Annotated in this window: 15 protein-coding genes; 3 read left to right on the top strand and 12 right to left on the bottom strand. The window is 68.0% G+C overall.

The window, feature by feature from the left end:
- Positions 1-161: 161 nt before the first annotated feature.
- Positions 162-920, top strand: coding sequence for a type 1 glutamine amidotransferase domain-containing protein (locus tag K6142_RS14295; protein ID WP_190245828.1), 759 nt, complete (start codon positions 162-164; stop codon positions 918-920).
- 246 nt (positions 921-1166) lie between these two features.
- Here the strand turns inward: K6142_RS14295 and K6142_RS14290 are convergent, their stop codons facing one another.
- From K6142_RS14290 to K6142_RS14255, 8 genes are all read right to left on the bottom strand, one after another.
- Entirely contained in the window at positions 1167-2708 is a 1542-nt protein-coding gene (locus K6142_RS14290) for a dual specificity protein phosphatase family protein (RefSeq protein ID WP_223380912.1), read from the bottom strand.
- Complete coding sequence (locus tag K6142_RS14285) at positions 2705-5290, bottom strand: PEP/pyruvate-binding domain-containing protein (protein WP_223380911.1); 2586 nt, start codon at positions 5288-5290, stop codon at positions 2705-2707. The genes K6142_RS14290 and K6142_RS14285 overlap by 4 nt, the downstream gene beginning before the upstream one ends.
- Positions 5291-5454: 164 nt before the next feature.
- Positions 5455-5814 (bottom strand): response regulator, encoded by a 360-nt coding sequence (locus K6142_RS14280; RefSeq protein ID WP_012613297.1) that lies wholly within the window; start codon positions 5812-5814, stop codon positions 5455-5457.
- A gap of 257 nt (positions 5815-6071) precedes the next feature.
- On the bottom strand, positions 6072-8252 hold the full coding sequence (locus K6142_RS14275; RefSeq protein ID WP_190245502.1) for an ATP-binding protein: 2181 nt from the start codon (positions 8250-8252) through the stop codon (positions 6072-6074).
- Entirely contained in the window at positions 8249-9193 is a 945-nt protein-coding gene (locus K6142_RS14270) for a phosphate/phosphite/phosphonate ABC transporter substrate-binding protein (RefSeq protein ID WP_012613299.1), read from the bottom strand. Before K6142_RS14270 ends, K6142_RS14275 begins: the two co-directional genes overlap by 4 nt.
- Before the next feature lie 27 nt (positions 9194-9220).
- Positions 9221-9919, bottom strand: a complete 699-nt coding sequence (locus tag K6142_RS14265) for a hypothetical protein (protein WP_190245501.1) — start codon at positions 9917-9919, stop codon at positions 9221-9223.
- Between the two features lie 88 nt (positions 9920-10007).
- Positions 10008-11147: a sulfite exporter TauE/SafE family protein gene (locus tag K6142_RS14260; RefSeq protein ID WP_190245500.1), complete on the bottom strand. Its 1140-nt coding sequence runs from the start codon at positions 11145-11147 to the stop codon at positions 10008-10010.
- A 96-nt stretch (positions 11148-11243) separates the two neighbouring features.
- Complete coding sequence (locus K6142_RS14255) at positions 11244-12020, bottom strand: DUF169 domain-containing protein (protein ID WP_012613302.1); 777 nt, start codon at positions 12018-12020, stop codon at positions 11244-11246.
- Between the two features lie 852 nt (positions 12021-12872).
- Here K6142_RS14255 and K6142_RS14250 point away from each other — a divergent pair.
- Positions 12873-13964: a permease gene (locus tag K6142_RS14250; protein WP_190245499.1), complete on the top strand. Its 1092-nt coding sequence runs from the start codon at positions 12873-12875 to the stop codon at positions 13962-13964.
- Positions 13961-15247 carry a hypothetical protein gene (locus K6142_RS14245; protein WP_190245498.1) on the top strand — a complete coding sequence of 429 codons (1287 nt, stop codon included), beginning with the start codon at positions 13961-13963 and terminating at the stop codon, positions 15245-15247. Before K6142_RS14250 ends, K6142_RS14245 begins: the two co-directional genes overlap by 4 nt.
- Before the next feature lie 182 nt (positions 15248-15429).
- Here the strand turns inward: K6142_RS14245 and K6142_RS14240 are convergent, their stop codons facing one another.
- The 4 genes from K6142_RS14240 to K6142_RS14225 form a co-directional block, all read right to left on the bottom strand.
- Entirely contained in the window at positions 15430-18258 is a 2829-nt protein-coding gene (locus K6142_RS14240; protein ID WP_190245497.1) for an FAD-binding and (Fe-S)-binding domain-containing protein, read from the bottom strand.
- Between the two features lie 464 nt (positions 18259-18722).
- A complete protein-coding gene (locus K6142_RS14235; protein WP_190245496.1) occupies positions 18723-19835 on the bottom strand; it encodes a DUF805 domain-containing protein in 1113 nt (370 codons plus the stop codon).
- Positions 19836-20012: 177 nt separating this feature from the next.
- Positions 20013-23669, bottom strand: a complete 3657-nt coding sequence (locus K6142_RS14230; RefSeq protein ID WP_223380910.1) for a DEAD/DEAH box helicase — start codon at positions 23667-23669, stop codon at positions 20013-20015.
- 285 nt (positions 23670-23954) lie between these two features.
- On the bottom strand, positions 23955-24551 hold the full coding sequence (locus K6142_RS14225) for an amphi-Trp domain-containing protein (RefSeq protein WP_190245389.1): 597 nt from the start codon (positions 24549-24551) through the stop codon (positions 23955-23957).
- Between the last annotated feature and the right edge of the window lie 272 nt (positions 24552-24823).

Below are 24823 nucleotides of genomic sequence, written 5' to 3'. Positions count from 1 at the left end.
CGTCTTTCCCCTTGCTCCCTCCCCCGGCCTTCACTATTTTGTGATAATGGAAGATCAGCCCCGCCGTTGCCGAAGGTCGGCCCGGCGGCGCGCCGTTCGTCCCGGAATTTTCCGCATTGGCCACGGCTGGCCGCATGCCGCCGTCACATAGGGAGGTTGCCATGAAGGTGCTGATGATCGTCACGTCCAACGACAGGCTGGGCGATACCGGCCACAAGACCGGGCTGTGGCTGGAGGAACTGGCCGCGCCCTATTACGCGTTCACGGATGCCGGGGCCCGGGTGACCCTGGCCTCGCCCAAGGGCGGCGCCGCGCCCGTGGACCCCCGCAGTGAAACGGAAGAGGCCCAGAACAGGACCACCCGCCGCTTCACGGCGGACCCGGCGGCCATGGCCGCCCTGAAGGACACCGTGCCCCTGGCCGAAGTGCGCCCGGAGGACTACGACGTGCTGTTCTATCCCGGCGGGCACGGCCCGTTGTGGGATCTGGTGGACGATGCGCGCTCGCTGGCCATCATCGAAAAGATGCACCGCGCGGGCAAGCCCGTGGCGGCGGTCTGCCACGGCCCCGCCGTGCTGGTGCGGGCCACCACGCCCGACGGCAAGCCGCTGGTGGCCCGGCGCAACATGACCGGGTTCTCCAACGCCGAAGAGGACGCGGTGGGCCTGTCGCAGGTGGTGCCCTTCCTGTTGCAGGACGAGCTGACCCGCCTTGGGGCCAAGTACGAGCGCGGCCCGCTGTGGGAACCGCACGTGGTGGCGGACGGGCTGCTGGTGACCGGGCAGAACCCGGCCTCTTCCGAGCGCACCGCCAAGACGGTGCTGGAAGTGCTGGCCCGCTCGTGCGGCTGCGCGCCGTATCCGGGCGAACCCATCAGGGAACCGGGGGAGCCGGGGGAAACGGGGGCGCAGGGGGCGTAGCCCGAAGGCGATGGGACGGAGGGGTGGCCTCGTGACGGGACGGCAACTCCGTCGATCCGGAAAAAGGAAAACGGCAAGGGCAGGTGGGTCGCCATGGCCGCCTGCCCTTTGTCGTGTCTGCGGTGCGGGCGGTGAAAAACAGGGAAAGGAAACGGCGAATGCCTGCCGAGTGGCGCCGACAGTGGTGCTGCGGGGGATGGTGTCGGGCAGCGCGGCCTTGGGGGCGGATTGCCGTCGCCTCGGTGGCTACCTTGCCCCGTTGCCGCCGTTGCCGCCATTGGTGCCATTGCCATTTGCCGTGGGTCGCAGCAGGCAGGCGATGGCGTGGAACACGGTCTGCACGTAGCGACCGGACAGCACCTCCGGCAGGGGGAAACAGGGGGGATCTTCGGACGGTTCGCACCCGGCAAGGGCGGTGAAGGTGCGGCGCGACAGAGCTTCCAGCGGTTGTTCCAGCATTTCGATCCACAGGCGTTCGCTCTCGCTGGGGCCGTCGCCGGGGCCGTCACCGCAAGGGCCGGTGGACGGCGGGATGTCTGACAGGCGGCAGCGCAGGGGGCGGCGGGCAAAGAGCATGCACCGCCCGACCGGTTCGTCCGGTTCGTCTGGCATGCCCGGTGTGCCGGGTCCGCCTGCTGTGCCGGACGCGCCAGATACGGCAGATACGGCAGATGCCCCGGATGCCCCAGACGCATCCGCCTTTTCGGTCCTGTCGGCCATGTCCGCCGTGCCGGGCCGGACGGCAGTGCCTACGACGCCCGCATCCGCCATCTGTGGCGTCCGGGCCAGCAGCGGACAGGCGGTCCGGTTAGCCGGGGCGTCACCGCCACCCTGCCCACCGGCAAGCGCACCTGCGCCCGTGTCCGTGTCCCTGTCGTGAGTGGGGGCGGGCGCGGCTCCCATGCGGTGCGCCCGGCAGGCCTCCTGCACGGCCCCGCGCTGGGCGGCGGTGAGCAGGGTGTCGGCGCTGCGGGCCAGCGCCGCCGCCTCCACCAGCGTCACAACCGGGGGCACGCGGCAGCAGCGGGCATGGTCGCGCCCGCACTGCGGCGCGTCCGCCGGACTAGGCATGCCGGGCATGCCGGGCATGGCGCGCAGGGTGGCGTCCAGACGGGCCACCAGGGCCTCGTATTCGGCCAGCACGGGCAGAAGATCATCGTGGCGGGCGGGTTCTGGCGCGGGTTCGCGCAGGGTCAGGGCGCGGTTGCGGCGTCCGTAGCGGCGCAGGGCGCTCCACTGGCGGTAGTTGGCGGGCTTGGAGCGCAGGCGGCGCATCAGCCGTTCGGTGCGGCGCTGGCCCAGCCCCCGGCGCAGCAGGTAGGCGTTCAGCACCGTGCCGGTGCGACCAATGCCGTAGCGGCAGTGGATGTATACCCGGCGGCCCAGGTACACGGCCTCGTCCAGCCAGTCCAGGGCCTGTTCCAGGGCGGCTTCGTCCGGGGCGTGTTCGTCCTCTATGGGCAGGTAGAACACGTCGAAGCCCTGTTCCTGCTCCAGATCGGCCAGCACGCACAGTTCCTCGCACAGGTTCAGGATGGCCTGTATGCCCTGTTCGCGCAGGGCGTCGAGGTGCTGGCGGGTCACCGGCGCGGGACCGGCGGCGATGTGCTGGGTGACCCAGGTGACGGGAAACGCGGGATGCCCCGAAGGGGCCTGCGTGGTCAGGGCATTGCGCAGGAAGGCCGCCACCCCTCGCGCGGCGCGTTGCAGCAGGCCGCCCCGGCGGGGGGCGTCGCCGCCGCTCCCCCCGGGCGGGCTTGCCGGTGGTGCCGCGTCCGGGCCGCTCATGGCGCGCCCTCGCCCGCCGTGTCCAGCCGGGCCAGGAAGTCGTCGGCCATGGCCTCGGCCTCGTCGGCATCGCCCAGGCGCACGTCCAGCAGGCGCGTTTCCGCCAGCAGCATGCCCAGCATGGCCAGCCGCTTCTGGATCACGGCCTCTGCGTCCGGGCCGTGCCGGGCGTCCAGCAGGTCGCCACGGGTCTTCACGGCAAAGCCCTGCCGGGCCAGGACCCGTTCCAGCACGCGGATGCGCAGTTCGCGCCCTTCCGCCGCCGCGCCGCCGCCCTTGAAGCGGAACTGGATGTAGTTGGTGCGGTCCTCGGGCGAGCACAGGGTGTCCACCAGCGCGAAATGATAGCCGAAGCGCATCATCAGGTGCGCGTAGTGGGCGGAAATGACCGCGTAGCTGGCCAGTTGGGGCGCATCGCGCCGGAAGATGCCCGCGCTGATGCGGTCCAGCTCGTTCCAGTCCGCCGCCGGGGGCATGTTGGCCCACAGCTCGCGCGCGGCGGACAGGCCGAACCACAGCGCCCACATGGGCGTGGAGCGGAAGTCGTCGGGGCCGATCTCTTCCTTGCCCGCCGCCGTGGGGAACAGCCCGTCCTCGATGTTCAGCACGTACATGATCATGGGCACGTCGGTGCGCAGCTTCTTGGCGCCGCCAAGGCCGCGCCCGCCGCGCCCCACGAGGGAGAACATCTCGGCCACGCCGCGTTCGTGGGCAAAGCGCACCAGGTCGTGCATGGACCGGCAGTTTTCCGGCGCGAAGTCGCTGGACGCCGGGTCCGTCAGGTTCAGCTTGGCGATGTGCTGCATGGCCCGCGCAAGGCGGCGCATGCCGCCGCGCCGCTCGCGCGCCGCTGCCGCCGCCTTGCGCCGGGCGCGGGGCCGCGTGCCGTCCCCCTTTTCCTGGGGCGGCCTGCCCGCGTGCACCCGGCCCGTGGCGCCGTCCACGGTGACCATGGCCCCGTCCGCGATGGCCGTGAACGGATCGGCGATGCCGGTGACCACCGGCAGCCCGAATTCGCGCGCCACCGAGGCGAAATGACAGGCCCGGCTGCCGGTCTGGGCCACCACGGCCTCCAGCCGGTCGATGATCCGGGTCAGCGAGGGGCCAAGGGTGGTGGTGACCAGCACCGTCCCCTGGGGCATGTCGCCGATTTCGCAGCAGATGGCCGCGTGGCGGGCCGTGCCGCTGCCCACCCCGGCGGAGACCGGCTCGCTGCCTTCGGCCAGCAGGGCGAGAGATTCATGGGACGCGGGTGCCGTGCCGTCCGGCCCGCCTTCCGCGCCAGCCGTCTGCTCCGGCACGATGCCGTGCTCCGTGCCGCCGGGCACCGGGCGCGACTGCACGATGAAGATGCGCCCCGCCGTATCCAGCACCCATTCCACGTCCTGCGGCTCGCCGAACAGGTTTTCCAGCTCGCGGCCATAGCGGGCCAGGCGCTTCATGTCTTCGGTGGTCAGCAGGGGCGTTGACGGCACCGGCTGGGCAAGGGTGGCCCCCACGGCTTCGGGGCGTTCCAGAATGCGGCTGCGCGGGCGGCGCGACAGCCACGCCGACTGCGCGGGGGTGTCGCCGCTGACCAGCACGTCTCCGGTGCCCGCCACGGCGTGCACGGCGGTGACGCCCTCGGTCAGTTCCTCTGCGGGCAGGCGGCGCGGCGGATCCGGGTCGCGGGTGTAGATGACCCCGGCGCAGGCCGCGTCCAGCATGGGCATGAGCAGCGCGGCCATGGGGGTTTCCGCGTCGGCAAGGCCGTGCAGGATGCGATAGGACAGGGCGCGCGGCTGGTACTTTGAGGCCACCACCCGCTTCCAGGCCATGCCCGCATGGCCCGGCTCCACCCCCAGCACGCTGGCGTACTGCCCGGCGAAGGACACCGGGCCGTCTTCCGCCACGGCGCTGCTGCGCACCGCCAGCGGGGTGCGCTGGGGGCTCATGGCGTAGGCGGCGCTAAGGATGTCCTCTTCCAGCCGGGGCGGCAGTTCCGCCTCCAGGATCATGGCCCGCAGTTCCTCGGAAATGGCGGCCAGTTCGTCCGGGCGCGACAGGCGCAGGCGGCGCAGGCGCGCGTCGATGGGCTCGCGCAGTTCGTTGTGCTCGATGAAGTAGTGGTAGGCGGCGGCGGTGACCACCGTGGCGTCGGGCACGGGCAGCATGGACTGGCTGCGCACGGCGGCCAGGCGCGCGGCCTTGCCGCCCGCGCGGTCCGGGCGCTGGTGCGCCTCTGCCAGCGGAATGACGTAGGGCGGGGCCAGGTCCGGCTCGGGCACGCTGACCGCCATGCGCATGTAGAAGGCGATCTTGTTGCAGTAGTCGGCCAGGCCCATGTACCGGGCGGGGTTCATCTCCATCAGCTGGCCCAGCATGGCGCGCACCGCATCGTCCAGCTGATCGGCCAGCTCGACCACGCGCGACCAGTCCACCTTCTCGTTGCCGTAGTGGATGTCCTCCAGCTCGGCGATGAGTTCGAGGCTGCGCGAATCGTGCCGCAACAACTCGCGGAACGCGTTGTACTTGCGCCGCAGCAGGGTGCCGGGCGCGAAGACCTGGTAGGTCCAGTGACGGAACAGTTCGCCGATGGCCATTGCGCTCCCTTGGGCTGGCTGGGGTGGAAGTGGCGGACGCATGCGGAACCCCGGTCTGCCCGGTAGCCCGCCGGGCATGACCGGCTGTCCGGCCAGACGGGTCGCCCGATTCGTCCGATTCGTCCGGTTCGACCGGTCCGTCCGGTTCAGGCGGTCCGGCGGCGTCAGCCGCCCAGCACCTCTGCCACCTTGCTTTCCAGTTCGTCCTTGTCGATGGGCTTCACGCAGTACTCGTTGGCGCCCAGGCGCAACGATTCGCGCGCCGTTTCCAGTGTGGGGTAGCCGGTCAGCATGATAACCCGGATGTCCGGGCGCAGTTTTTTCATCTCTTCCAGCACCTCCACCCCGGTCATGCGCCGCAGCTTCATGTCCAGGATGGCCAGGGCCGCGCCCTTGTCGCGCACGTGGGCGATGGCCTCTTCCTCGTCCGTGAACACCGAGACCGCGTGGCCCTTGCGCTCCAGGATGCGCTTGATAAGCACCCCCGCGTCGATGACGTCGTCCAGCACGATGATGTCCGCCATGGGCTTCCTTCCTTGTTGTCTCTGCGGGCCGGTTTTTTTGTAAGCCTCCGGCGGGCAGGGGGTATACCCCCTGCACCCCCGAAATGTTCTTGAGGGGAGCCCCAGCCGTTGGCGAGCGCGCAGCGCGAACCTTGCGGATGGGGACGGCAACGCGGGGTTAGGGGTGGGCGACCCTTCGCCCCAGCCCTTGGCGAGCCTGCGAGCCTTACGGCCATCGTGCGCAACGCGCGAACCTTACGGATGAGGACCGCACCGCGTTAAGGGGTTCCCTCTCCGGTTCGTTCTTCAGTATTGTCCACCCCGTTCTTTTCTTCCTCCTGCACCTTGGCCCTGGGGTCGGTATCGGGCAGGTCGGCGGCGCCCAGAGGTTCCAGAGGCAGAACCACGCGAAACACGGCGCCGGGGCCGCGCGTGGCGCCCTGAGGCATGTCTTCGTCGATGAACCCGGGGGGCAGGGGGCTGTGTGCCTCGATGAACCCTTCGTGGTCCTCGATGATGCCGAAGGACACGGACAGGCCGAGCCCGGTGCCCTTGCCCACGGGCTTGGTGGAAAAGAACGGGTCGAAGATCTTTTGCAGATGGGGTTCGGGAATGCCGATGCCGGTATCGGCGAACCAGGCGGTGACGGTCATGTTCATGATGTCCAGCCGGGTGCGCACCTTGATCAGCCCGCCGCCGGGCATGGCGCCGGTGGCGTTGTGCAGCAGGTTCATCCAGACCTGCTTCAGCTTTTCGGGCGCGCCGTAGATGACGGGCAGCCGGTCGTCGAGATCGGCGAGGATGGTCACGTTCTCCAGCGAGAAGGTGTGGCGCACAAGGGTGACCACTTCCATGATGGAGTTGTTGAAGCACATCTCCTTCTTCTGGCTTTGGGTCTGGCGCGAAAAGCCCAGCAGGTCGGAGACGATCTTGCGGCAGAACTTGGCCTGCTTTTCGATGATCTGCAGGTCCTGATGCATCTGGGCACCCGGGGGCACATCCTCTTGCAGCAGTTGCGCGTAGCCCAGGATGATGCCGAGGGGGGTGTTGATCTCGTGCGCCACGCCACCGGCCAGCTTGCCGACCGATTCCATCTTCTGCGACTGGATGAGCTGGTCCTGGTAGCTGCGGATGGCGGTAATGTCGCGCGCGGTGGACAGCACGCCGATGATGCGCCCGGTCTCGTCGGACACCGGCACCTTGACCAGGTGGAACCATTCGTCGCGGCCATGGCCGAAGTCGGAGGCGGCGTCGCTTCCGCCCGCTGCGGAGGCGGCGTCGCGGCGGTCCTGCGCCTCGCGGTACACGGGCTGGCCGCCGGTAAGGATGGCGCGGTTTTCGGCCACGCGCAGTTCGGCCTTGTCGCGCGGAAAGATGTCGAAGTCGCTCTTGCCGATGATTTCCGCCGGGGACAGCCCCAGCGAATCGGCAAAGGCCTTGTTCACGGAAAGATAGCGCAGGTGTTCGTCCAGCAGGGCCAGCCTGTCGGGGGTCACTTCCAGGATGGTGCGCATGATGCCCTGCTGCCGGGTAAGGTCGCGCTCGGTCTCGCGCAGTTCGGCGATGTGGGCGCGCAGGGCGTGGGCCATGACGTCGAAGGTGTCGGCCAGTTCCTCTATCTCGTCACCGGCAAAGGTTTCGTACACCTCGCACTGGCGGCACTGGGCAAGCTTTGCGGGATAGGCCCTGCCGTCGCACCCGGCGCAGGCGGTGCCCTTGACGTACCAGCAGCGGCGTTCGGTATCGCCGTAGGCGGGGCAGTCGGTGCGGCCGCACAGCCGCTGTTCCCAGCAGTTGCGCCGTGCAGAGGTGGTGGCGGGCAGGTGCAGGTTGCCGCGCACGATTTCTTCGGCGTGTTCCTTCAGCGCGCCGATGCGGGCGGTGATGCGCTTGGCGAAGTGGGCGCTGATGACCACGGCCACCAGCAGCGCCACCACCGAAAGCCCGCTGATGGCGAAGATCATGCCGTTGACCACGTCCAGCACCTTGGTGCGCGAAAGGCCGATGCGGATGGTGCCGAACTCGCGCCCGCCCACCATCACCGGGGCGGCAAAGTCGTAGATGCGTTCGCGCCCGGTATCCAGCAGGCGCACGGCAAGGTGGCCGTCCTCGGATTCGTTGGCTTCCAGCAGGTCCAGCGGAAAGGTGCGGCCAAAGGTGTGGGCCAGCACCTGGGCCCGGTCGTCCATGATGAAGGCGTAGACGATGTCGCTGTCCACGTTCAGCAGTTCGTCCACCAGGTTGCGCAGGCGCAGGAAGTCGGTGGACAGCATGGGGTCTGCCGCGCGCAGGGCCAGGTTGGTGGCCAGCACGGCGCCGCGCCGCTTGCTTTCCTCGATGAGGGCGTTGGCCGCGATGCGCGTGACGAACAAGGCCAGCAGCGCGGCCACGAACAGCACGATGAGCGTGATGCCGAGGTTGAGCTTGCGGCGGAAGTTCAGGCGGCGCAGCAGGTTCATTCCAGCCCCACCTTGGAAGGGTCCAGCCGCAGCTTGGAGAACAGTTCGCGGCAGGGGTCGTAGTCGCGGTCGGTGGTGGGAATGATGCCGCGCATGCCTGCGGCGGCCAGGATGCGCTCGTGCTCGGGGTCGTTTTCCGAAAGCGCGAACAGGGCACTGGCGATGCGCCGCACGATGTCCGGGTCCAGCCCCTTGCGCGCGGCGTAGACCCAGCTGGGATATTCGCGGGTGTTGGCCACCACCTTCAGGGCGGAAAGGTCCACCTTGCCTTCCAGAATGCCCAGGGTGCCTTCGCGGATGGAGGCGATGTCGTAGCGGCCCGCGTACACGCCCAGCACGGCCTTTTCCTGCTTGCCGCCGGGGCCCGGGGCAAAGGCGATTTCCGAAAAATCCTTCTCCGTCAGCCCGTTGTCGTGAAAATGGCCGAGCACGAACAGGTAACCGCCCGCGGAATAGGGATCCACGGCGATCCACCGTTTGCCCCGGCAGTCCTGCTCGTTCCTGATGGCGGTGTTGTCGGCGCGGGCGATGATCTGCCCCCGGAAGGTGGCCCGGCCAGAGGGCTCGACGATGCCCGCGAAGGCCCGCGCGCCGCTTTGCGCCAGCAGCACGTAGGTCATGGGGTTGGAAAAGGAGATGTCGATCTCGCCGCGCTCCACCATGCGGCGGTGCGCCTCGAAGGTATCGGGGAACACCTGGCGGATGGCGAGGCCGGTGGCCTTTTGCAGGTATTCCACCAGGGCGCGGTGGCGCAGGTACGAGGTGGAGTGCGAATACTGCGGCAGGTAGGCATAGGTGATGGCGGGCACGGCTTCCGGCGCCTTCACCTCTGCCCGGCGCGTCATGTCCACCGGGGTCACGGGTTCGCTGTCCCACCACAACTGGATGGCGGCGGCAATGACCATGACAAGGGCGGTTATGGCGAGAAAGCGCGTGCGCACCGTGCGGCTCCGGATGGAAAGAGGGGCCTAGCCGCCCCGACCGTTCTGGGTGGTCCCGCTGGCCCCATGGGGCTGGTTGGCCCCTCGGAGTTCGCGGTTGGCGGGATCGTCAGCGCCAGCGTCGGAGAGGGCAGCGCCGGAGATGGCGGGGCCGGAGGGGGCCGCGTCGGGAATGGTGCCGGGCGGCGGCGTGGCGGCCCAGGCCTGCAAACGGGTGAACCACCCTATTCTGGACATGACGTTGGCATAGGTGATGCGCAACGGAATGTACAGAAGCAGGAACCAGAACAGGGTGGAGGGCTGCTGGCCGATGAGCGGGGCGTCCCATGGCAGTTCCGGGGTGGCCACGGCAAAGCGCATGTCCATCCAGGCCAGGGCGAAGGGCAGGGGAATGATGGACACGCAGAACATGGCCCCGCCCAGCGAGAAATAGTGGCCGAAGGCGTCGTGCGCCTGGCTGTTGACGGCCTTGTAGCTTTCCTTGTCGCCCGCGCGCAGGGCCGCTTCCGACAGTTTGTGATGATGCTCCATGCCGTGGCGCAGTTCCGCCAGGCGGCGGCGGTTGAGGCGCGTGGCGCACAGCGAAAGCCCGCTGCCGAGCGCGATGCACCACAGGGCCAGCACGGCCGTGCCCAGCACGAAGCCGACCAGGGCGTTGCCGGGCAGCCGGTAGGGCGCGATGAACAGGGGGTCCAGCCATGCAAGGGCGGCGTGCAGGGTATCCATGATGCGTCAGGTTGCCTTCGTTTGCGGGAAAAGGAAAGGGGGCGGGGCTTGAGGCCCCGCCCCCCGGCGAATCGGGATGGAGTCTCGGCTAGCCGAACATCTTGATGTTGAAGAAGCCGCGCAGCACGTAGTCGATGCCGACGTACAGGGCCAGCACGATGAAGATGCGCTTCAGCCAGGTGTCGGAGAAGTACTTGGAGGTGCGGGGACCGATAACCGAGCCGATGAAGATGCCCACCAGTTCGGTGCCGATCATGGTCCAGTCGAGCGGGGTGCCCTTGCTGACCAGGGTGGCGATGGAGGTGACCATGGACACGAGCACGGCAAGGGCCGAGGTGCCGGCGGCCAGGTACATGGGCAGCTGCGAGATGCTGGTCAGGAACGGCACCAGCAGGAAGCCGCCGCCAACGCCCAGGAACGCGGCGATGGCGGAGATGACGATGCCGCCCACCACGGGCAGGACGGGGTTGAACGAAAATTCCACGCCCGAGAAGGTGAACACGCACTTGGTCAGGCTGGTGGAGATGACGTGCACGCCGATGGCCTTTTCATCGACCTGTTCGCCGCTCTTGATCTTCTTCACCGCTTCTTCGAAAGCCTTGGCGGCTTCCTTGGCCTTCTTCTTGGAAGCCTGGCCGGCGGGAGAGGTTTCCCAGAACAGGTACAGGCCCAGCACCAGCACGAACAGGCCGAAGTAGCCCTGGTACTGCGAGAACGACACCTTGCCCGCGAAGAACGTGGCCGAACCCCACGCGCCAAGCAGCGAGCCCGCGCCAAGGGCAAGGGCCAGCGGCAGCACGAGGCGGCCCATCTTGTAGTAGTTGAACGAGGAGATAAGGGCCGAGAAGCCCACCAGCCACTGGTTCGAGGCGCGGATGGAGTCGGTGGCCACCTTGTTCAGGGGCAGGTCCTTGCCCAGCGTCTTGACGTAGCCGCCAAGGCCGAACACCGACATGTGGCCCACACCGGCCATGACGCCGCCGAACGCGCCCACGGTGGAGAAGATCCAGCCTACCCACACGGCCCAGGCAAAGGACAGGATGGGGCTGACATGGGGGGCGCCGGGAATGCCGAGGAAGCCGGCGGGGGCATCGGCCTTGACCTTGCCTGCCTGCACGGCGCCGTCAATGGCGTCGGACAGCTTGTCGGCCCAGGCGGGCTCGAACCACAGAAGGCTTACGGCAACGACGGCCGCGAGCAGCAGCAGATGTTTGGTGTGCTTGGACACGGTCTCTCTCCTTGGGATGGTGTTTCGGTGCGCTTCCGAAATGGGAACGGGGGCGCCGCCTACGGGGGGGGCGACACGGCGGCGGCCCCGTCGTGCCTACTTTTCTTTCTTGAAGATGATCAGCGGACAGTTCTTGCAGATGTCCGCGCCGGGGAAGTTGTCGCCGGGGCGGGTGATGGCGCCGCTGCCCAGGTTGCGCTTGCGCTCCAGCAGGCGTTCCACGGTAAGGCCCATGTGTTCGCCGGGGATCACGAAGTTGATTTCGCCGCGCTCGGTCTTGCCCGCGTTGTAGCTGCCGGAGCAGGCGGGCAGCATGTTGGCGGTCTTTTCCAGGTACGAGAACACGGTGCCGCCGCAGGCGGACGAGTTCATGGTCACGTTGGTCTTCAGCGGATGCTGGTCGGTGGCGGCCATGTAGTCCACGGCCAGGTGGTAGGCCTGCATGTTGTCGCAGTAGAAGTGGACCACCGAGGGGTCGACCACGGCGTCACCCAGCGGGCCCACGGCGATGGCCTTCAGGCCTTCGGGCAGGCGCGGCTTGGACCGCACGAAGCGTTCGGCCTGGGCCAGGTCGCGCACGTACTTGGCGTGGCTCTTGATTTCGTTGTCGTCGATTTCCTTCCAGCCGAAGGACACCAGGGCGTTGGAGCAACCCAGGCCCTCGGGGCCGGAAAGCACGGTCTGGCCCTTCATGCGCGCGGCGATTTCCCACTGGCAGAAGGTCATGGGCTTCACGGGCAGGTAGAATTCGGCCTTGTCCTTGAAGGTTTCCAGCTCCGCCTCGTCGAAGAAGAACTTGACGGCGATGGGGTAGTGGTACAGGCGCAGTTCGTCCATCAGGACCTGCTGCATTTCCTTGTAGCTCAGCGACATGTGCGATCTCCTCGGGCGTGCGGCCCGCGTTGCGTGTAGTGCCTGCCTGGGCGCGGCGTGGCCGCGCGGCCTGTGGCGGGTACCGCCGCCGTCCGTTCGATTCCCGGTCGTCCCCCGCGTGTCCGCACAGGCGGGGGATGTTTCAGGGGGGCCTCCGGCGAAGGAGGGTGCATGCCTTCGCGGGATGCCCGGCATGCGCATCCGGTGGTTCTGCCTGGGCCTGCCAGCCGGGGCAGCCGGATGCGGGACGGTGGCGTCTCGGTAGGCCGCCCCTACCAGCGGTGAAAAAACCGGGCAACGGAAAACGGGAATGCGAAAAAATGTACTTTTCGCACAAGCGGAACGGGTCTGTGACGTGTATTTTTGAGAGGTTTATGTGAAATAAATAATGATTATATATTTTATATAATTGAATGATGAAAAAGACGGCGCGTCAGGCGGATGAAAGAGGCGCAAAGGGGTATTCACCCGTTTTCATACCATGCCCGGTGTGGAATGAACATATGAATCAAGTGTAAAATAACCACGGCAACCTCGTTCGCTTCGGCGGGCACAAGGGCTGGGCGGGCAGGTTTCAAGGGACGGCAAGAGGGGCAAATGCAACCCGGTTGCATTTGCCCCCTGCACGGGGTATGCGGGCATGGCGGCATGGGTATTGGCGCAGTTGCGGACAGTCCCGTGCAGCTCGTACCGGATCGGCTCCGGCCCTGCATTGCCCCGGGTATTCAGGGCCTTGCGCCGTCGCGGTCTTGCCCATGGCGCCAGCCACGGTGCACCCCGTGCATCGTTCCCCGGTCATGTTGCCGCCCTGCAATCGCCACCTTGCAACCCTTTCCCCACCCTGCCGTTTCCATGGACGCACGCCTCATCCATCTCGCCCAGACCGCCCTTGCCGTGTTTCTCGAAGCCCTGCCCTTTCTGGTGCTGGGCTCGCTGGTGTCCGCCTGCATGGAGGTGTTCGTGCCGCGCGCCTGGGTGGAGCGGCGGGTGCCCAAATCGTTGCCGGGGGCGCTGGCCTTTGGCGTGGCGCTGGGCACGGTGCTGCCCACCTGCGAATGCGGGGTGGTGCCCGTGGTGCGGCGCATGATGGGCAAGGGGGTGCCGGTGCCTGCGGCGGTGGCCTACATGCTGGCCGCGCCGGTGGTGAATCCGGTGGTCATGGTGTCCACCTGGGTGGCCTTTCGCGGCGACATGCTGATGACCGGGCTGCGCGCGGCCGTGGTGGCCGCCACGGCTGTGGCGGTGGGCATTTCGGTGCGCCGCATGTCCGTGGGCGGGGCGTTGCGCGCTCATGTGCCCGGCGGTCCGGATGCCTGCGGGTGCGGTTGCGGGCATGACGATGCCGAGTTCGGGCATGAGCATATCCCTGCCGAACCCGTCAGCGGTCCCGTAAGCGGACAGGGTGGCGCACAGGCCCAACGGCTGCCGTGGTTTAACGAGGTGCAGGCCGCCATGATGGCGGCGCCAGCGGCTTCTGCGGCGGCTGGTGCGGCGTCCCCCACGCTCATCGCGCCTGCCGCTGCCGTATCCCGTGCGGCGCAGGTGCACGGGGTGGCCCGGCACATGACCGCCGACCTGCTGGACGCCTGCGCCTGGCTGCTGCCCGGCGCGCTGGCCGCCGCCGCGTTCCGCACCTTTACCCCGCCCGAGGCGCTGTTCCTGTTCATGGATACCCCGGCTCTGGCCATACCGGCCCTGATGGGGCTGGCCGTGCTGCTCAGCGTGTGCTCCGAGGCCGACGCCTTCGTGGCAGCATCGTTCGTGGGATTTCCCGCCTCGGCCCGGCTGGCCTTTGTGGCGCTGGGCCCCATGCTGGACCTGAAGCTGATGGTCATGTACGGCGCGGCATTCCGGCGCGGGCTGGTGCTGCGGCTGGTGGTGCTGCCCACCCTTTGCGTGTGGGCGGCGTGCATGCTGCTGGCCGGGCTGGGGGTGCCGGAATGAGTGCCGCCCGTACCGCATTCCGCCTGCCCGCAGCCGTCGTCCTTGCCGACGTGGCCCTGCTGTGGGGCATGGCGCTGATCATCGCCTGGCTGGGGTGGTCGGGCAGCTATTCCATGTTCCTGAACCCGCGTTTCCTGTGGCTGACCCTGCTGACCGGCGCGGCGCTGGCCGTGCTGGGCGCGGCGGTGCTGCTGCGCGGCATGACGGGCGCGGCATCCCCGACGACTCTGGGGGCAGGGGCCGTGGCGCGGCCCGTGCCGCTGCGCCGGGCACTGCTGCTGGGGCTGCTGCTGGGGGTGAGCCTGACTGCCACCGTGGACTGGTGGGGTACGGATGCGGCCCTGTATGGCCGGGTGACGGCTCCGTCTGGCGTGACGACGGCTTCGTCTGGCATGACGACGGCTTCGCCTGGCATGACGACGGCTTCGCCTGGCATGACGGCGGCTTCGCCTGGCGTGGTGACGGGCAGGATCGGCGGCGGCGCGGCGGATGCGTCGGCACCCGCGAATCCGCCCCGTCTGTCTGTTCCGGCCCGGTCCGGGTCACTGGGAACCGCCGCGGGGCCGGGCATGCATCCCGACGCACGATCCGATGCACGGTATGACGACCCGGACGCCTTTGCCGGGCCGCCCGACATCTGGGAGCCTTCCGGCAAGCCCGGCTCCCGCCCCGGTCCGTTTGACGATGCCCCGATTGAGGATGAACTTGGTCCCCGCGCCACCTACGCGGGCAAGGACTACGTGCGCATCAACGTGGCGGAGCTGTTCCTGCTGGAGCAGCGCAACAGGCCGGAGGAACTGGCCGGGCGCTACGTGTTTCGCGGCGCGGTGACCCGCCACCCCACGCTGGATGCCCAAGGGGCGGTGGCCGTGTTTCGGGTAAGCCTGTACTGCTGCCTGGCCGATGCCACGGCGGGCGGCTTTGCGGTGCGGCCCGGCGTGCAGGAAGACGACCACCCGGCCACGGGACAAACTTCTGGCGCGGCCCGGTCTGCCCCGGCTCCCGTCACCTCGCCGCCCGCACCCGGCGCTGCCCCCACGCTGCCGGTGCCCGCATCGGGGGGCGTGCTGGCCGGGCTGCGCGATGGTCAGTGGATAGAAGTGTATGGTCGCATGACCCGGGAAAAACTGCCCGCCAAGCTGGCCCGCCTTGCCCCGCGCGACGTGTTTGCCGGGTCGCTGAACCCCGGCTGGGTGTTCACGGCGGACGCCGTCCGGCTCATTCCGCCGCCCGGCGATCCGTTCATCTTCCAGTGGCGCGAGGCCGAACCCTATTTGTGGTAGGCCCCGCCGCCCGTGCATCATCACCCTGTCCCGTTCGCCTTCCCCCTTTCATATCGCACACATGACAAGACCGGGAGCGGCCCTGCGGCCACTCCCGGTCGTTTCGTTCATGTGTCGGCGGATGCGGTATTGTCCGTTTCCGTCAGGCGAATGCCAGCGGGCGGAAAGACAAGCCGAAGTCTCTACGCGGGCTTCGGCGTGGTCACCTCATCCACCAGATACAGGATGTTGCGGTACGGAATCTTGCCGTGCAGCGAAAGGCCGATTTCGCAGGTGCGGCTGGTGGAATAGCCTTCCTCGCAGATTTCCACCTGCCGCCGCAGTTCCTTCAGCGCGCCCGCGTTCAGTTCCGGGAAGCTGAAGCCCCGGTCCCCGGCGAAGCCGCAGCAGAACACGTCTTCCGGCACGATGACCTGTTCGGCGCACAGTTCGGCCAGTTGCTTGAACTTGCCGGGCAGGCCCAGCTTCACCGCCGTGCAGGTGGAGTGAATGGCGATGGTGCGTTCCGCCTTGCGGAAGTCCAGCGCCTGCGTCAGGTGCTCCAGCGCGAATTCGATGGGCTCGTACAGCCTCAGGCGCCTGTCCAGGGTTTCCTTCATGCGGTACAGGCAGGGGCTGGTGTCGCACAGGACGGGAATGGCCCCGTTGTCGCTGACCTTCAGCAGGGCCTCGGACAGCTCCTTGGCCTTCATGTCGGCCTGGGCCTTGAAGCCCTTGCTCTCGAAGGGCTGGCCGCAGCACAGGTCGCCCAGCTTTTCGGGGAACAGCACGTGGTAGCCCGCCTTCAGCAGCAGGCCGATGGTCTTGGCGGGCAGCGGGTCGCGCTGCTCGTCGTCGCGGGCCGGGCCCATGGAGCGGGCGATGCAGCTGGGGAAGTAGACCACCTTGCGGTCTGACACCGGGCCGCGCGGCGCGTGCGCCGGGGCCGATGCGCCGGTGGGCATGGCCCGCGTCCACAGGGGGGCCTTTTTCAGCGAGACCACGCGCAGGAATTTGGCGCCCTTGTCCATGACGTCGGTGCCCAGCACCCGGTGCAGCAGGTCCGCCCCGGTCAGCGCCACGGACACGCTGCGGCACACCCCGCCGTAGTGGCGGGCCACCCAGTCCGCCGCCTTCTGCGCGCGCGCGCCCACCTTGTCGGCGCGCAGTTCCTTGATGAACGCGCCGGTGTTGATGCCCACCGGGCAGCGCGTGGCGCACAGGCCGTCGGTGGCGCAGGTGCTGTCGCCCAGGTAGTCGTAGCCCGAGAACAGTTGCTTGAGCAGGCCGGACTTTTCGTCGCCCGCCTTCATGCGCGATATTTCGCGCCAGCCCACGATGCGCTGGCGCGGGGTGAAGGTCACGTCCTTGGACGGGCAGATGGGTTCGCAGAAGCCGCATTCGATACACTTGTCGATGACGGTGTGCGCGGCGGGCAGCGGCTTCAGGTTGCGGATGTGCGCTTCGGCGTCGGGGTTGATGATGACGCCGGGGTTCAGCAGGCCGTACGGGTCGAACAGGGTCTTCAGTTCGCGCATCAGCAGGAAGGCGTCGCGCCCCCACTCCAGTTCCACGAACGGGGCCATGTTGCGGCCGGTGCCGTGTTCCGCCTTGAGCGAGCCGGAGTAGGTGCCGACGACCATGGCCGCCACGTCGTCCATGAAGGCGCGGTAGCGGTCCACTTCCGACTGGGTGTTGAAGTCCTGCGTGAACACGAAGTGCAGGTTCCCTTCCAGGGCGTGGCCGAAGATGATGGCCTCGCTATAGCCGTGTTTGGCGAACAGGGTTTGCAGTTCCAGCGTCGCGTCGGCCAGCGAGGCGATGGGGAAGGCCACGTCCTCGATGATGACCGTGGTGCCCACCTTGCGCACCGCGCCCACGGCGGGGAACAGGCCCTTGCGCACGTTCCACAGGGTGCCGAATTCGGCGGGCACGTCGGTGAAGGCCACCGGGCGGATTTTGGGGATGGCGTCGATGGAGGCGGTGATGCGGGCGATCTGGTCGTCCAGGGTGCCCTTGTCGCCCGCGCGGGTTTCCACCAGCAGGGCGGCCGCGTCATCGGGAAGGCCCTGCAATCCGTCGGGCATGCCGGGCTTGTCCTCCACCGAGCGCAGGGAGGCGCGGTCCATCATTTCCACGGCGGACACGGGCTGCTGGCGCAGGATGATCGTCGCCTCGCACGCATCGCGGATGGTGGGGAAGATGACCAGCGCCGAGGCCTTGTGGGCGTGCTCCGTCACCGTGTGGTAGGTCACCTCGCTGATGAAGCCGAGGGTGCCTTCCGAACCCACCATGAGGTGCTGGATGATGTCGAACGGATCGGCAAAGTCCACCAGCGCGTTCAGGCTGTAGCCGGTGGTGTTCTTGATCTTGAACTTGCGGGTGATCAGGTCGGCCAGTTCCGGCTTGTTCATGATCTGCGCCCGCATGGCGGCCACGCCGTTGACCATTTCCGGGTGGGTACGCTGGAAGGCGGCGCGGCTCTTGGTGTCGGACGTGTCCAGCACCGTGCCGTCGTGGAACACGACGCGCATGTGGCTGAGCGTCTTGTAGCTGTTTTCGGCCACGCCGCAGCACATGCCGCTGGCGTTGTTGGCCACGATGCCGCCGATCTTGCAGGTGTCGATGGAGGCCGGGTCCGGCCCGATCTTCTTGCCGAACTCGGCCAGCAGCCGGTTGGCGTGGCTGCCGATGATGCCGGGTTGCAGGCGTATCTTGGTGGCGTTGTCGAAGATGGCGTACTTGCGCCAGCCGTCGCCCAGGCGCACCAGGATGGAATCCGTCACGGCCTGGCCGGAAAGGCTGGTGCCCGCCGCGCGGAAGGTCATGGGCAGGCGGTGCTTGTTGGCCAGCTTGATGACGCCCACCACCTCGTCCTCGTTGTGGGTGTCCACGACGATCTTGGGGATGAGCCGGTAGAAGCTGGCGTCTGTGCCGTAGGCCAGGGTGCGCAAGGGATCGGTGAACACGTTGCGCCGGGGGATGAATTCCAGAAGATCCTTCAGAAATGCCTGGTACGCGGCGGGGAGCATGCATGCCTCCTGTTGGGCGGTTGGCGGGCAGCCTTTGGGGCGGGAGTGTGTCTAGTGTGTCTGCGGTTACGGGTTCGTGCCGTGCCATGTTTCATGGCGGCAGGGGCAACGTGCGGACAAGTATAACTTGCCGCATTGCCTGTCCCCCGCTGGTCAGTCCCGGGCGGCCTGGCTCCATTGGACTGCCACGGACGGCGCACGGGACACCGGGAATCCCAACCCTAGCATGGGGGCGCGGACGTGGGAAGGGGGGACGCGCCAAAGGGGTGGGCGCTCACGCGGCGGGGGCGGCGCGGGGGAACGCGGGAAGGCGTGGATGGCGGGAAGGGATGCAGTCTGGAGGCAGGCGCGGAAAGGGGCAGACGGTCAGCCCCATGCCTGCATGAGCATGGGGCGGCGTGGGGGTGGCAGACGCCGTGCGGCGCACGCGCGGGAAGAATGTCCGCAGGCTGGAAGTGCCCGGCTCAGGCCTTGGGGTTTGGGCCGTACATGTTGGCTTCCGGCAGGCCGGGGATGCAGGCCATCACCACGCCCACCAGGGGAATGACCGACCACCATCCGCTGCGCCCGATGTCGTGCATGCGCCGAAAGCCCACGCCTATGCTGGGCATGAGCCACAGCAGCGAGGTGTAGTTCATCAGGTCCAGGTGCATCAGCACGTCGGCAACGCTCATGACCACGCCGAACAGGATGGTGAACAGGGTGAACCCCCAGTACTCCTTGCGCCGCGCCCGACCGTGAATCATGTAGAACAGCCGCACCGGCTCCACGGCAAGCAGCCAGAAGCCGGTGGGCTTGCCGTTGCGCAGCCGTTCGGGCGGCAGGTTGTACAGGATGCGCCAGTCGTGGGTGCGGCGCGCCTCGTGCCGCTCGAGCCTGTCCGCCAGGTTCGTCGGGTCCGCCTCGTTCGGCGTGGCGAATCCGTTCGACGTGGCGGCCATGCCCGGGGGCGGCAGGGGGCGGGCGTCGAAGCGCTCGATGATGGCGGCCAGCACCTCGGCGTTGCGCAGGTGCAGGGCCTGGTGAAAGTCGGCGGCGTGGTGCTGCGCGATCCACGGGATCAGAAAACGCCGGTCGCCGCGCGGGTGAAAGAACGAGAGCACGGCGGTGCGGATGACCTTGTCATGGAGCAGGGTGTGGTTGTCCGGGGTGAGCAGACCGTGCCGGGCCAGCAGGTCGAACAGGGCGCGGTCCTTGCCGGAGGTGCGCACCCCTTTGATGCGCCCGCGCGCCAGCGCGTAGAACAGCAGCAGGTTGAGCAGCCTGCCCATGTGCATGTCGCGCAGGGCATCGCGGGCAAGATCAATGGTGCCGGTCTGTTCGAAGAAGTCGAGGATGTCGAGGGGCGGCAGGGGCTGGGCCAGGGCCAGGGTGTCGGACCGGTAGCGCGAAAGACCGTAGTGCTCGGGGTCGCGGGCGGTGTCGCCTTCCGTCTCCGTCAGGGGCAGCAGGCGGGCGCGCAAGGCCACCACCACGCTCATGATCTCCTGGTCGGATGCGACGCGCGTGCGGAAGAACATCAGCCACACCAGCAGGCACAGGGCGCAAAGCACAAGGAAGAAGAGCAGGAACGCCATGGGAGCCTCCGCACGCAATGGTTCATTGTTGCATAGCAGCGGATGCGGCGGAGTATCAATGGGGTGATATTGCAGGGGGGAAGGTCTGGACGGGACTGGGCCTGTCGCCCGGCACCGGTGGTGCGGCAATGGCGCGCCGGAGGCATGCCGGACCTGCGCCGTGCTGGCGCGGACAATCTACCACGCCACCGGCACCCGCACGGCCTGCCCGGCCTTGTTGGTGAACAGCAGGTAGCCCTTTTCGCGGCCATGCAGGAACAGGGCGCGGGTGATTTCCACGTCCTTGCGGCAGTATTCGGCGATGAGGTCGAGGCGCTTTTCCTTCCACCATTGCAGGGCTTGCAGGCCGTCCGCCGATTTGGGCGTGCCGAAGGTGGCCTGGGCCAGGTTGTCCAGCGAGATGCGGTAGGACAGGCGGTCCTTTACCTTGGTCAGCATGTCCAGGGTGGGCAGGGTGTGCAGGTCGTAGGGGGCGAAGGGCGAAAGCACCGCGTAGTCGAAGCGCGAGATGTTGAAGCCCACCACAAGGTCCGCCGCGCGCAGACGGTGGAGCATTTCGGGCACGGCGTCCTGTTCGTAGGGGGTGTAGGAATCGTCGGCGGCGTCGTACAGCACGGCCACGCTCACGCCCATGCGGTCGGCCCGGTGCCAGCCGCCTACTTCCGCCGCCGCGCGGCGGGTTTCCACGTCCAGCACCATGTAGCGGCCCACGGGGGCGATGATCCTGCCGTCCGTCTTGCCTGCCGCCGGTGACGCAGGCAGCGGCCCGGCATCGGGGGGGGATGTGGTCATGGCGTGCTCCTTGGAGGCGTTCTTCATGGGGCGTTGGCCCGAATCCGGTCCATTGTCGGCAACTGTTCCGGTTCCGGTGCGTTCTGTAGGCATTGCACGATGCGGTACTGCCCCCTCTTCCATATATTGGTAATCGTGGCGTGCTGTCTCGTCCGGGCGATGAGGCCCGCTTCGGGCGTCATTGCCCGGACGCAGAAAGGGGGGTCGGGGGGCGGCAGCCGTTATGCGAGCATCGCGAGCATTACGGATGGCGACCGCAGCGCGCATATGTCCCCCGGCGGGGTCCGGGGCAGCGCCCCGGCTCTCTTCCCCCACCCTATCATCAGAAATAAAAATCCCCCTGTCCGCCTTCCCCCCCTGCTCCAGCCCGGGCTGCACCGGGTCGGATTCCGGCGTGCCGCTGGCCATGCGGTCCAGCAGGAACAGCGCGCCCGCCTTGTCGATGGGCCGGTTGCCGGAGCCGCACTTGGGCGAATGCACGCACGAGGGGCAGCCGGTTTCGCACGGGCATTCCGCGATGGCGGCGCGGGTGGCGCGGAACAGCCCGTCGGCATCGGCAAAGGCGGCGCGGGTCAGCCCGGCCCCGCCGGGCAGGCCGTCGTAGATGAACACGGCGGGGCGGCCCACCTGCGCGTGCATGGGGGTGGAGATGCCGCCAAGGTCGTTGCGGTCGGTCATGACCAGCAGCGGCAGGATGCCGATGGCGGCGTGCTCCAGCGCGTGGATGGCCCCCATGAAGTGTAGCAGTTCGTTCTCGGTGGCGATGCGGGCGGCGTCGGGAATCTCGAACCACAACCCTTCAGTCTCGAAGACGAAGGGCGGCGCGTCCAGCGGCACCACGGACAGCAGGCGCTGGCCGGACACGCTGCGCTTCTCGTAGCCGGTAATGGTTTCCGTCACCCGCAGCTTGCCCAGAAACACGCGGGTGCCACAGGCCACGCACTGGTCGTGGATGTCGAGAATTTCCGTGGTCTTGTTGGCGCGCACGCGGGTGAACCACGATACGCGGGCCTGCTCCGCCACCACCTTCTGCGCGCCGGGGTCCAGCCGGGTGATTACCCAGCTGCGGCCCCGGTGCAGGTACACCGCGCCGGGGTGGGTTTCGCGGTAGGCACGGTGGCCGTCCACGCTGCCGATGACGTTTCCGTCGCCATCCTCGATGGTGAAGGTGTTGCCGCTGCCGCGCAGGTCCACGTGGCGGTGGGGCCGCTTGCGCGCGGCCAGCAGCGTGGTGCCGTCGGCGCTGCGCAGCACCAGCCCTTCGGCCTCCAGTTCCGCCAGCGCGGTGGCGGCGCCCGGTGCGGCCAGCCACGGCTCGTCCGCAGGAAGGGGCAGTTCCGCCGCAGCGCATTCGATGTGCCGCTTGGCAATGACCGGGTTGTCCGGGTTGACCACGGCGTGCTCGGCGGGCCGGTCGAAGAATTCGTTGGGGTGCCGCACGAAGTACTGGTCCAGCGCGTCTTCTCCGGCCACCAGCAACACTGCCGATTCCTGCTGCGCCCGGCCCACACGGCCCCCGCGTTGCAGGGTGGACATGACCGTGCCGGGGTAGCCCACCAGTATGCACAGGTCCAGCCCGCCGATGTCGATGCCCAGTTCCAGCGCGCTGGTGGAGATGACCGCCAGCAGGTCGCCCCCGGCCATGCGCGCCTCGATGTCGCGCCGCTCTTCCGGCAGGAACCCGGCGCGGTAGGCGCTGATGCGGTCGCGGTACGGCCCGGCCTTTTCCGCGGCCCACATGCTGATGAGCTCCGTCATGCGTCGCGATTGGCAGTACACGATGGTGCGCAGGTCCCGTGCCAGTGCCGCGCGCAGCAACTGGATGGCCGCCGTGGACGGGCTGTCGTCCGGGTTCACGAACACGAAGTGCCGCAGGCCCTGCGGCGCGCCGCTCTCGGTGATGACGTTGATGGAAGATGCGGGGCTCTGCCCCGCGCCCCGCAGCTCTGCTGTCCCCATCCGTAATACTCGCGCTTCGCGCTCGCCCAACGGCTGGGGCAAGGGGACCGCGTCCCCTTGACCCCGTTTTGTGGGGTAGGAACCCTGTTGAAAGGTTTTGGGGGATGGGGGCGCGGGGGAAGGGGACCTTTTGCAAAAGGTCCCTTCCCCCGCAGGGTTTTCTTCACCAAAATCCCCACCCAGCCCTGTCAGGTTGGCGGCCAGTTCGCCGGGGTTGCCCACGGTGGCGGAGCAGAACACGAAGGTGGGGTGCGCGCCGTAGCGGGCGCACACGCGCAGCAGGCGGCGGAACACCTGGGCCATGTGCGCGCCCAGCACGCCCCGGTAGGTGTGCACCTCGTCCACCACGATGAAGGCCAGCGAGGCCAGCAGGCTGGTCCACTGCTGGTGGTGCGGCAGGATGGCGAGGTGCAGCATTTCCGGGTTGGTCAGCAGCACGGTGGGCGGGTTCTGGCGGATCTTGCGGCGGAAATGGTCGGTGGTGTCGCCGTCGTAGATGGCGGCGCGGGGGCGGGCGTCATCGGGCCAGGCGGCGGTAAGGCCGGTGAAGGTGGAAAGCTGGTCCTGGGCCAGGGCTTTGAGCGGGAACAGGTACAGGGCGCGGGCGTCCGGGTCGGACAGAAAGCGTTCCAGCACCGGCAGGTTGTACACGTAGGTCTTGCCGCTGGCCGTGGGCGTGGCGACGACAACGTGGCGCCCGGCGCGGATGAGGTCGGTGGCGCGGGCCTGATGGGTGTACAGGTCGCCTATGCCGTTGCGGGCAAGGATGTCGCGGATGGCCTTGGGCCACGGGCGGCGGTTGGGGGCGTGGTAGGCCTCGCGCGCGGGCAGGGCGCGGTGATGGGTGACCTGCCGCCCGAAGGGCGAGGCCAGCAGCGCGGTGATGTAGTCGCGCACGGGGTTGTCCGCGTCGAGGTGCAGGGGGGCGCGCGGCGCGGCAGGGGCGTCGGGAATAGTGGCGGTGTTGCCGGGCGACGACGCGGCGGCTGGCGCGGCGGTGGCGGTGCCTTGCCCCGGCGTGTCCGTGGGGCTGAAGGACGCGGACGTGCCGGGCAGGCGAGAATCTTCGGGGGCGTGGGGCATGGGCTGGGGGTGCGCCCGGCTGGCCGGGGGCGGGTTGCGAACGGAAGCGGAATGCGCGGTCGGCACGGGGGGCCTTGCCCCGACCTAGGGCAGGGGGGCGGGGGTTGTCAACGTGGCCGCGCCTGCGGGGACAGGGGCGAAACGGCAGAAAACGTGTCGTGGGTTGTGTTGCCGCGCCCGAGGCGCGTCCGGAATCTTCGACAGCCGGGCAGGCATGCAGGCAGTGAACCATGAAAAAGGGCAGGCCCATGGCCTGCCCTTGTGCGTTCGTGCAGAGGCGTGACGCTAGTCCGCCGCGCTTTCGTCCTTGTCCTTCTTCTTGTCCTTTCCGTCCTTCGCGGACTTTTCGGACTTGCCGGACTTGCCGGATTTGTCGGACTTGTCGGATGTGGACTTCTTTTCCGGCTTGGCGTCCTTGCCGGGCTTGTCCTTCTTCTTGTCCCCGTCGCGCTTCTCGTCCTTGTCGCGCTTCTCGTCCTTGTCGCGCTTCTCGTCCTTGTGGTCCTTTGCCTTGGCCTTTGCGGGCTTGTCGGCCTTTTTGAGGGCCACGTCCAGGTCGATGTCGCCCACTTCTTCCACGTCGGCACAGCCAAGGGGGGCCAGATGGTCGCGACCGGGCAGGTTGGCCACTTCTTCGCAGGCGGCCACGGTTTCATCGTCGGGGATGCGCCAGGAAATTTCGATCATGAACTTGCCGCGCCCGTCGCGCACCTTGGCTTCCACGTCCACGTCGACGGCTTCGGGCGGGCTGAGCACCAGCGTCTCGTCGCCCTTCTGGACCTTCAGGCAGCGTTCCTTCAGCCCCTCGGCCAGCGCCTCGACGACGCCCGCCGCGTCCGCGCAGAGCAGCCGGGTACTCAGGGATATCTTCTGCTTTTCCATGGGAGACCTCCGTGGTGCGGTTTGTCGTCCTTGTCGACTATGCGGCGGCCATGACCACCCGTCAAGGCCGGGAAATTCGAAGAGGGTGCGCCGTATACGCAGGGCTTGCAGGGGAGCTGAGAGCAACAGGAAAAATAACGCCCACCCCTACCAAAGAGTTTGGGAGGTTGGGGGGCCGGGGGAAGGAACCTTTTTACGCTTTGCGGTCGCCATCCGTAAGGTTCGCCCTTCGTGCTCACCTAACGGCTGCCGCAAAAGGTTCCTTCCCCCGG

It is taken from the genome of Nitratidesulfovibrio sp. SRB-5, assembly GCF_019931275.1.
Taxonomy (GTDB): domain Bacteria; phylum Desulfobacterota; class Desulfovibrionia; order Desulfovibrionales; family Desulfovibrionaceae; genus Cupidesulfovibrio.
Note: the sequence above shows the minus strand (reverse complement) of the source record. Positions and strands in the feature narration are given on the sequence as shown.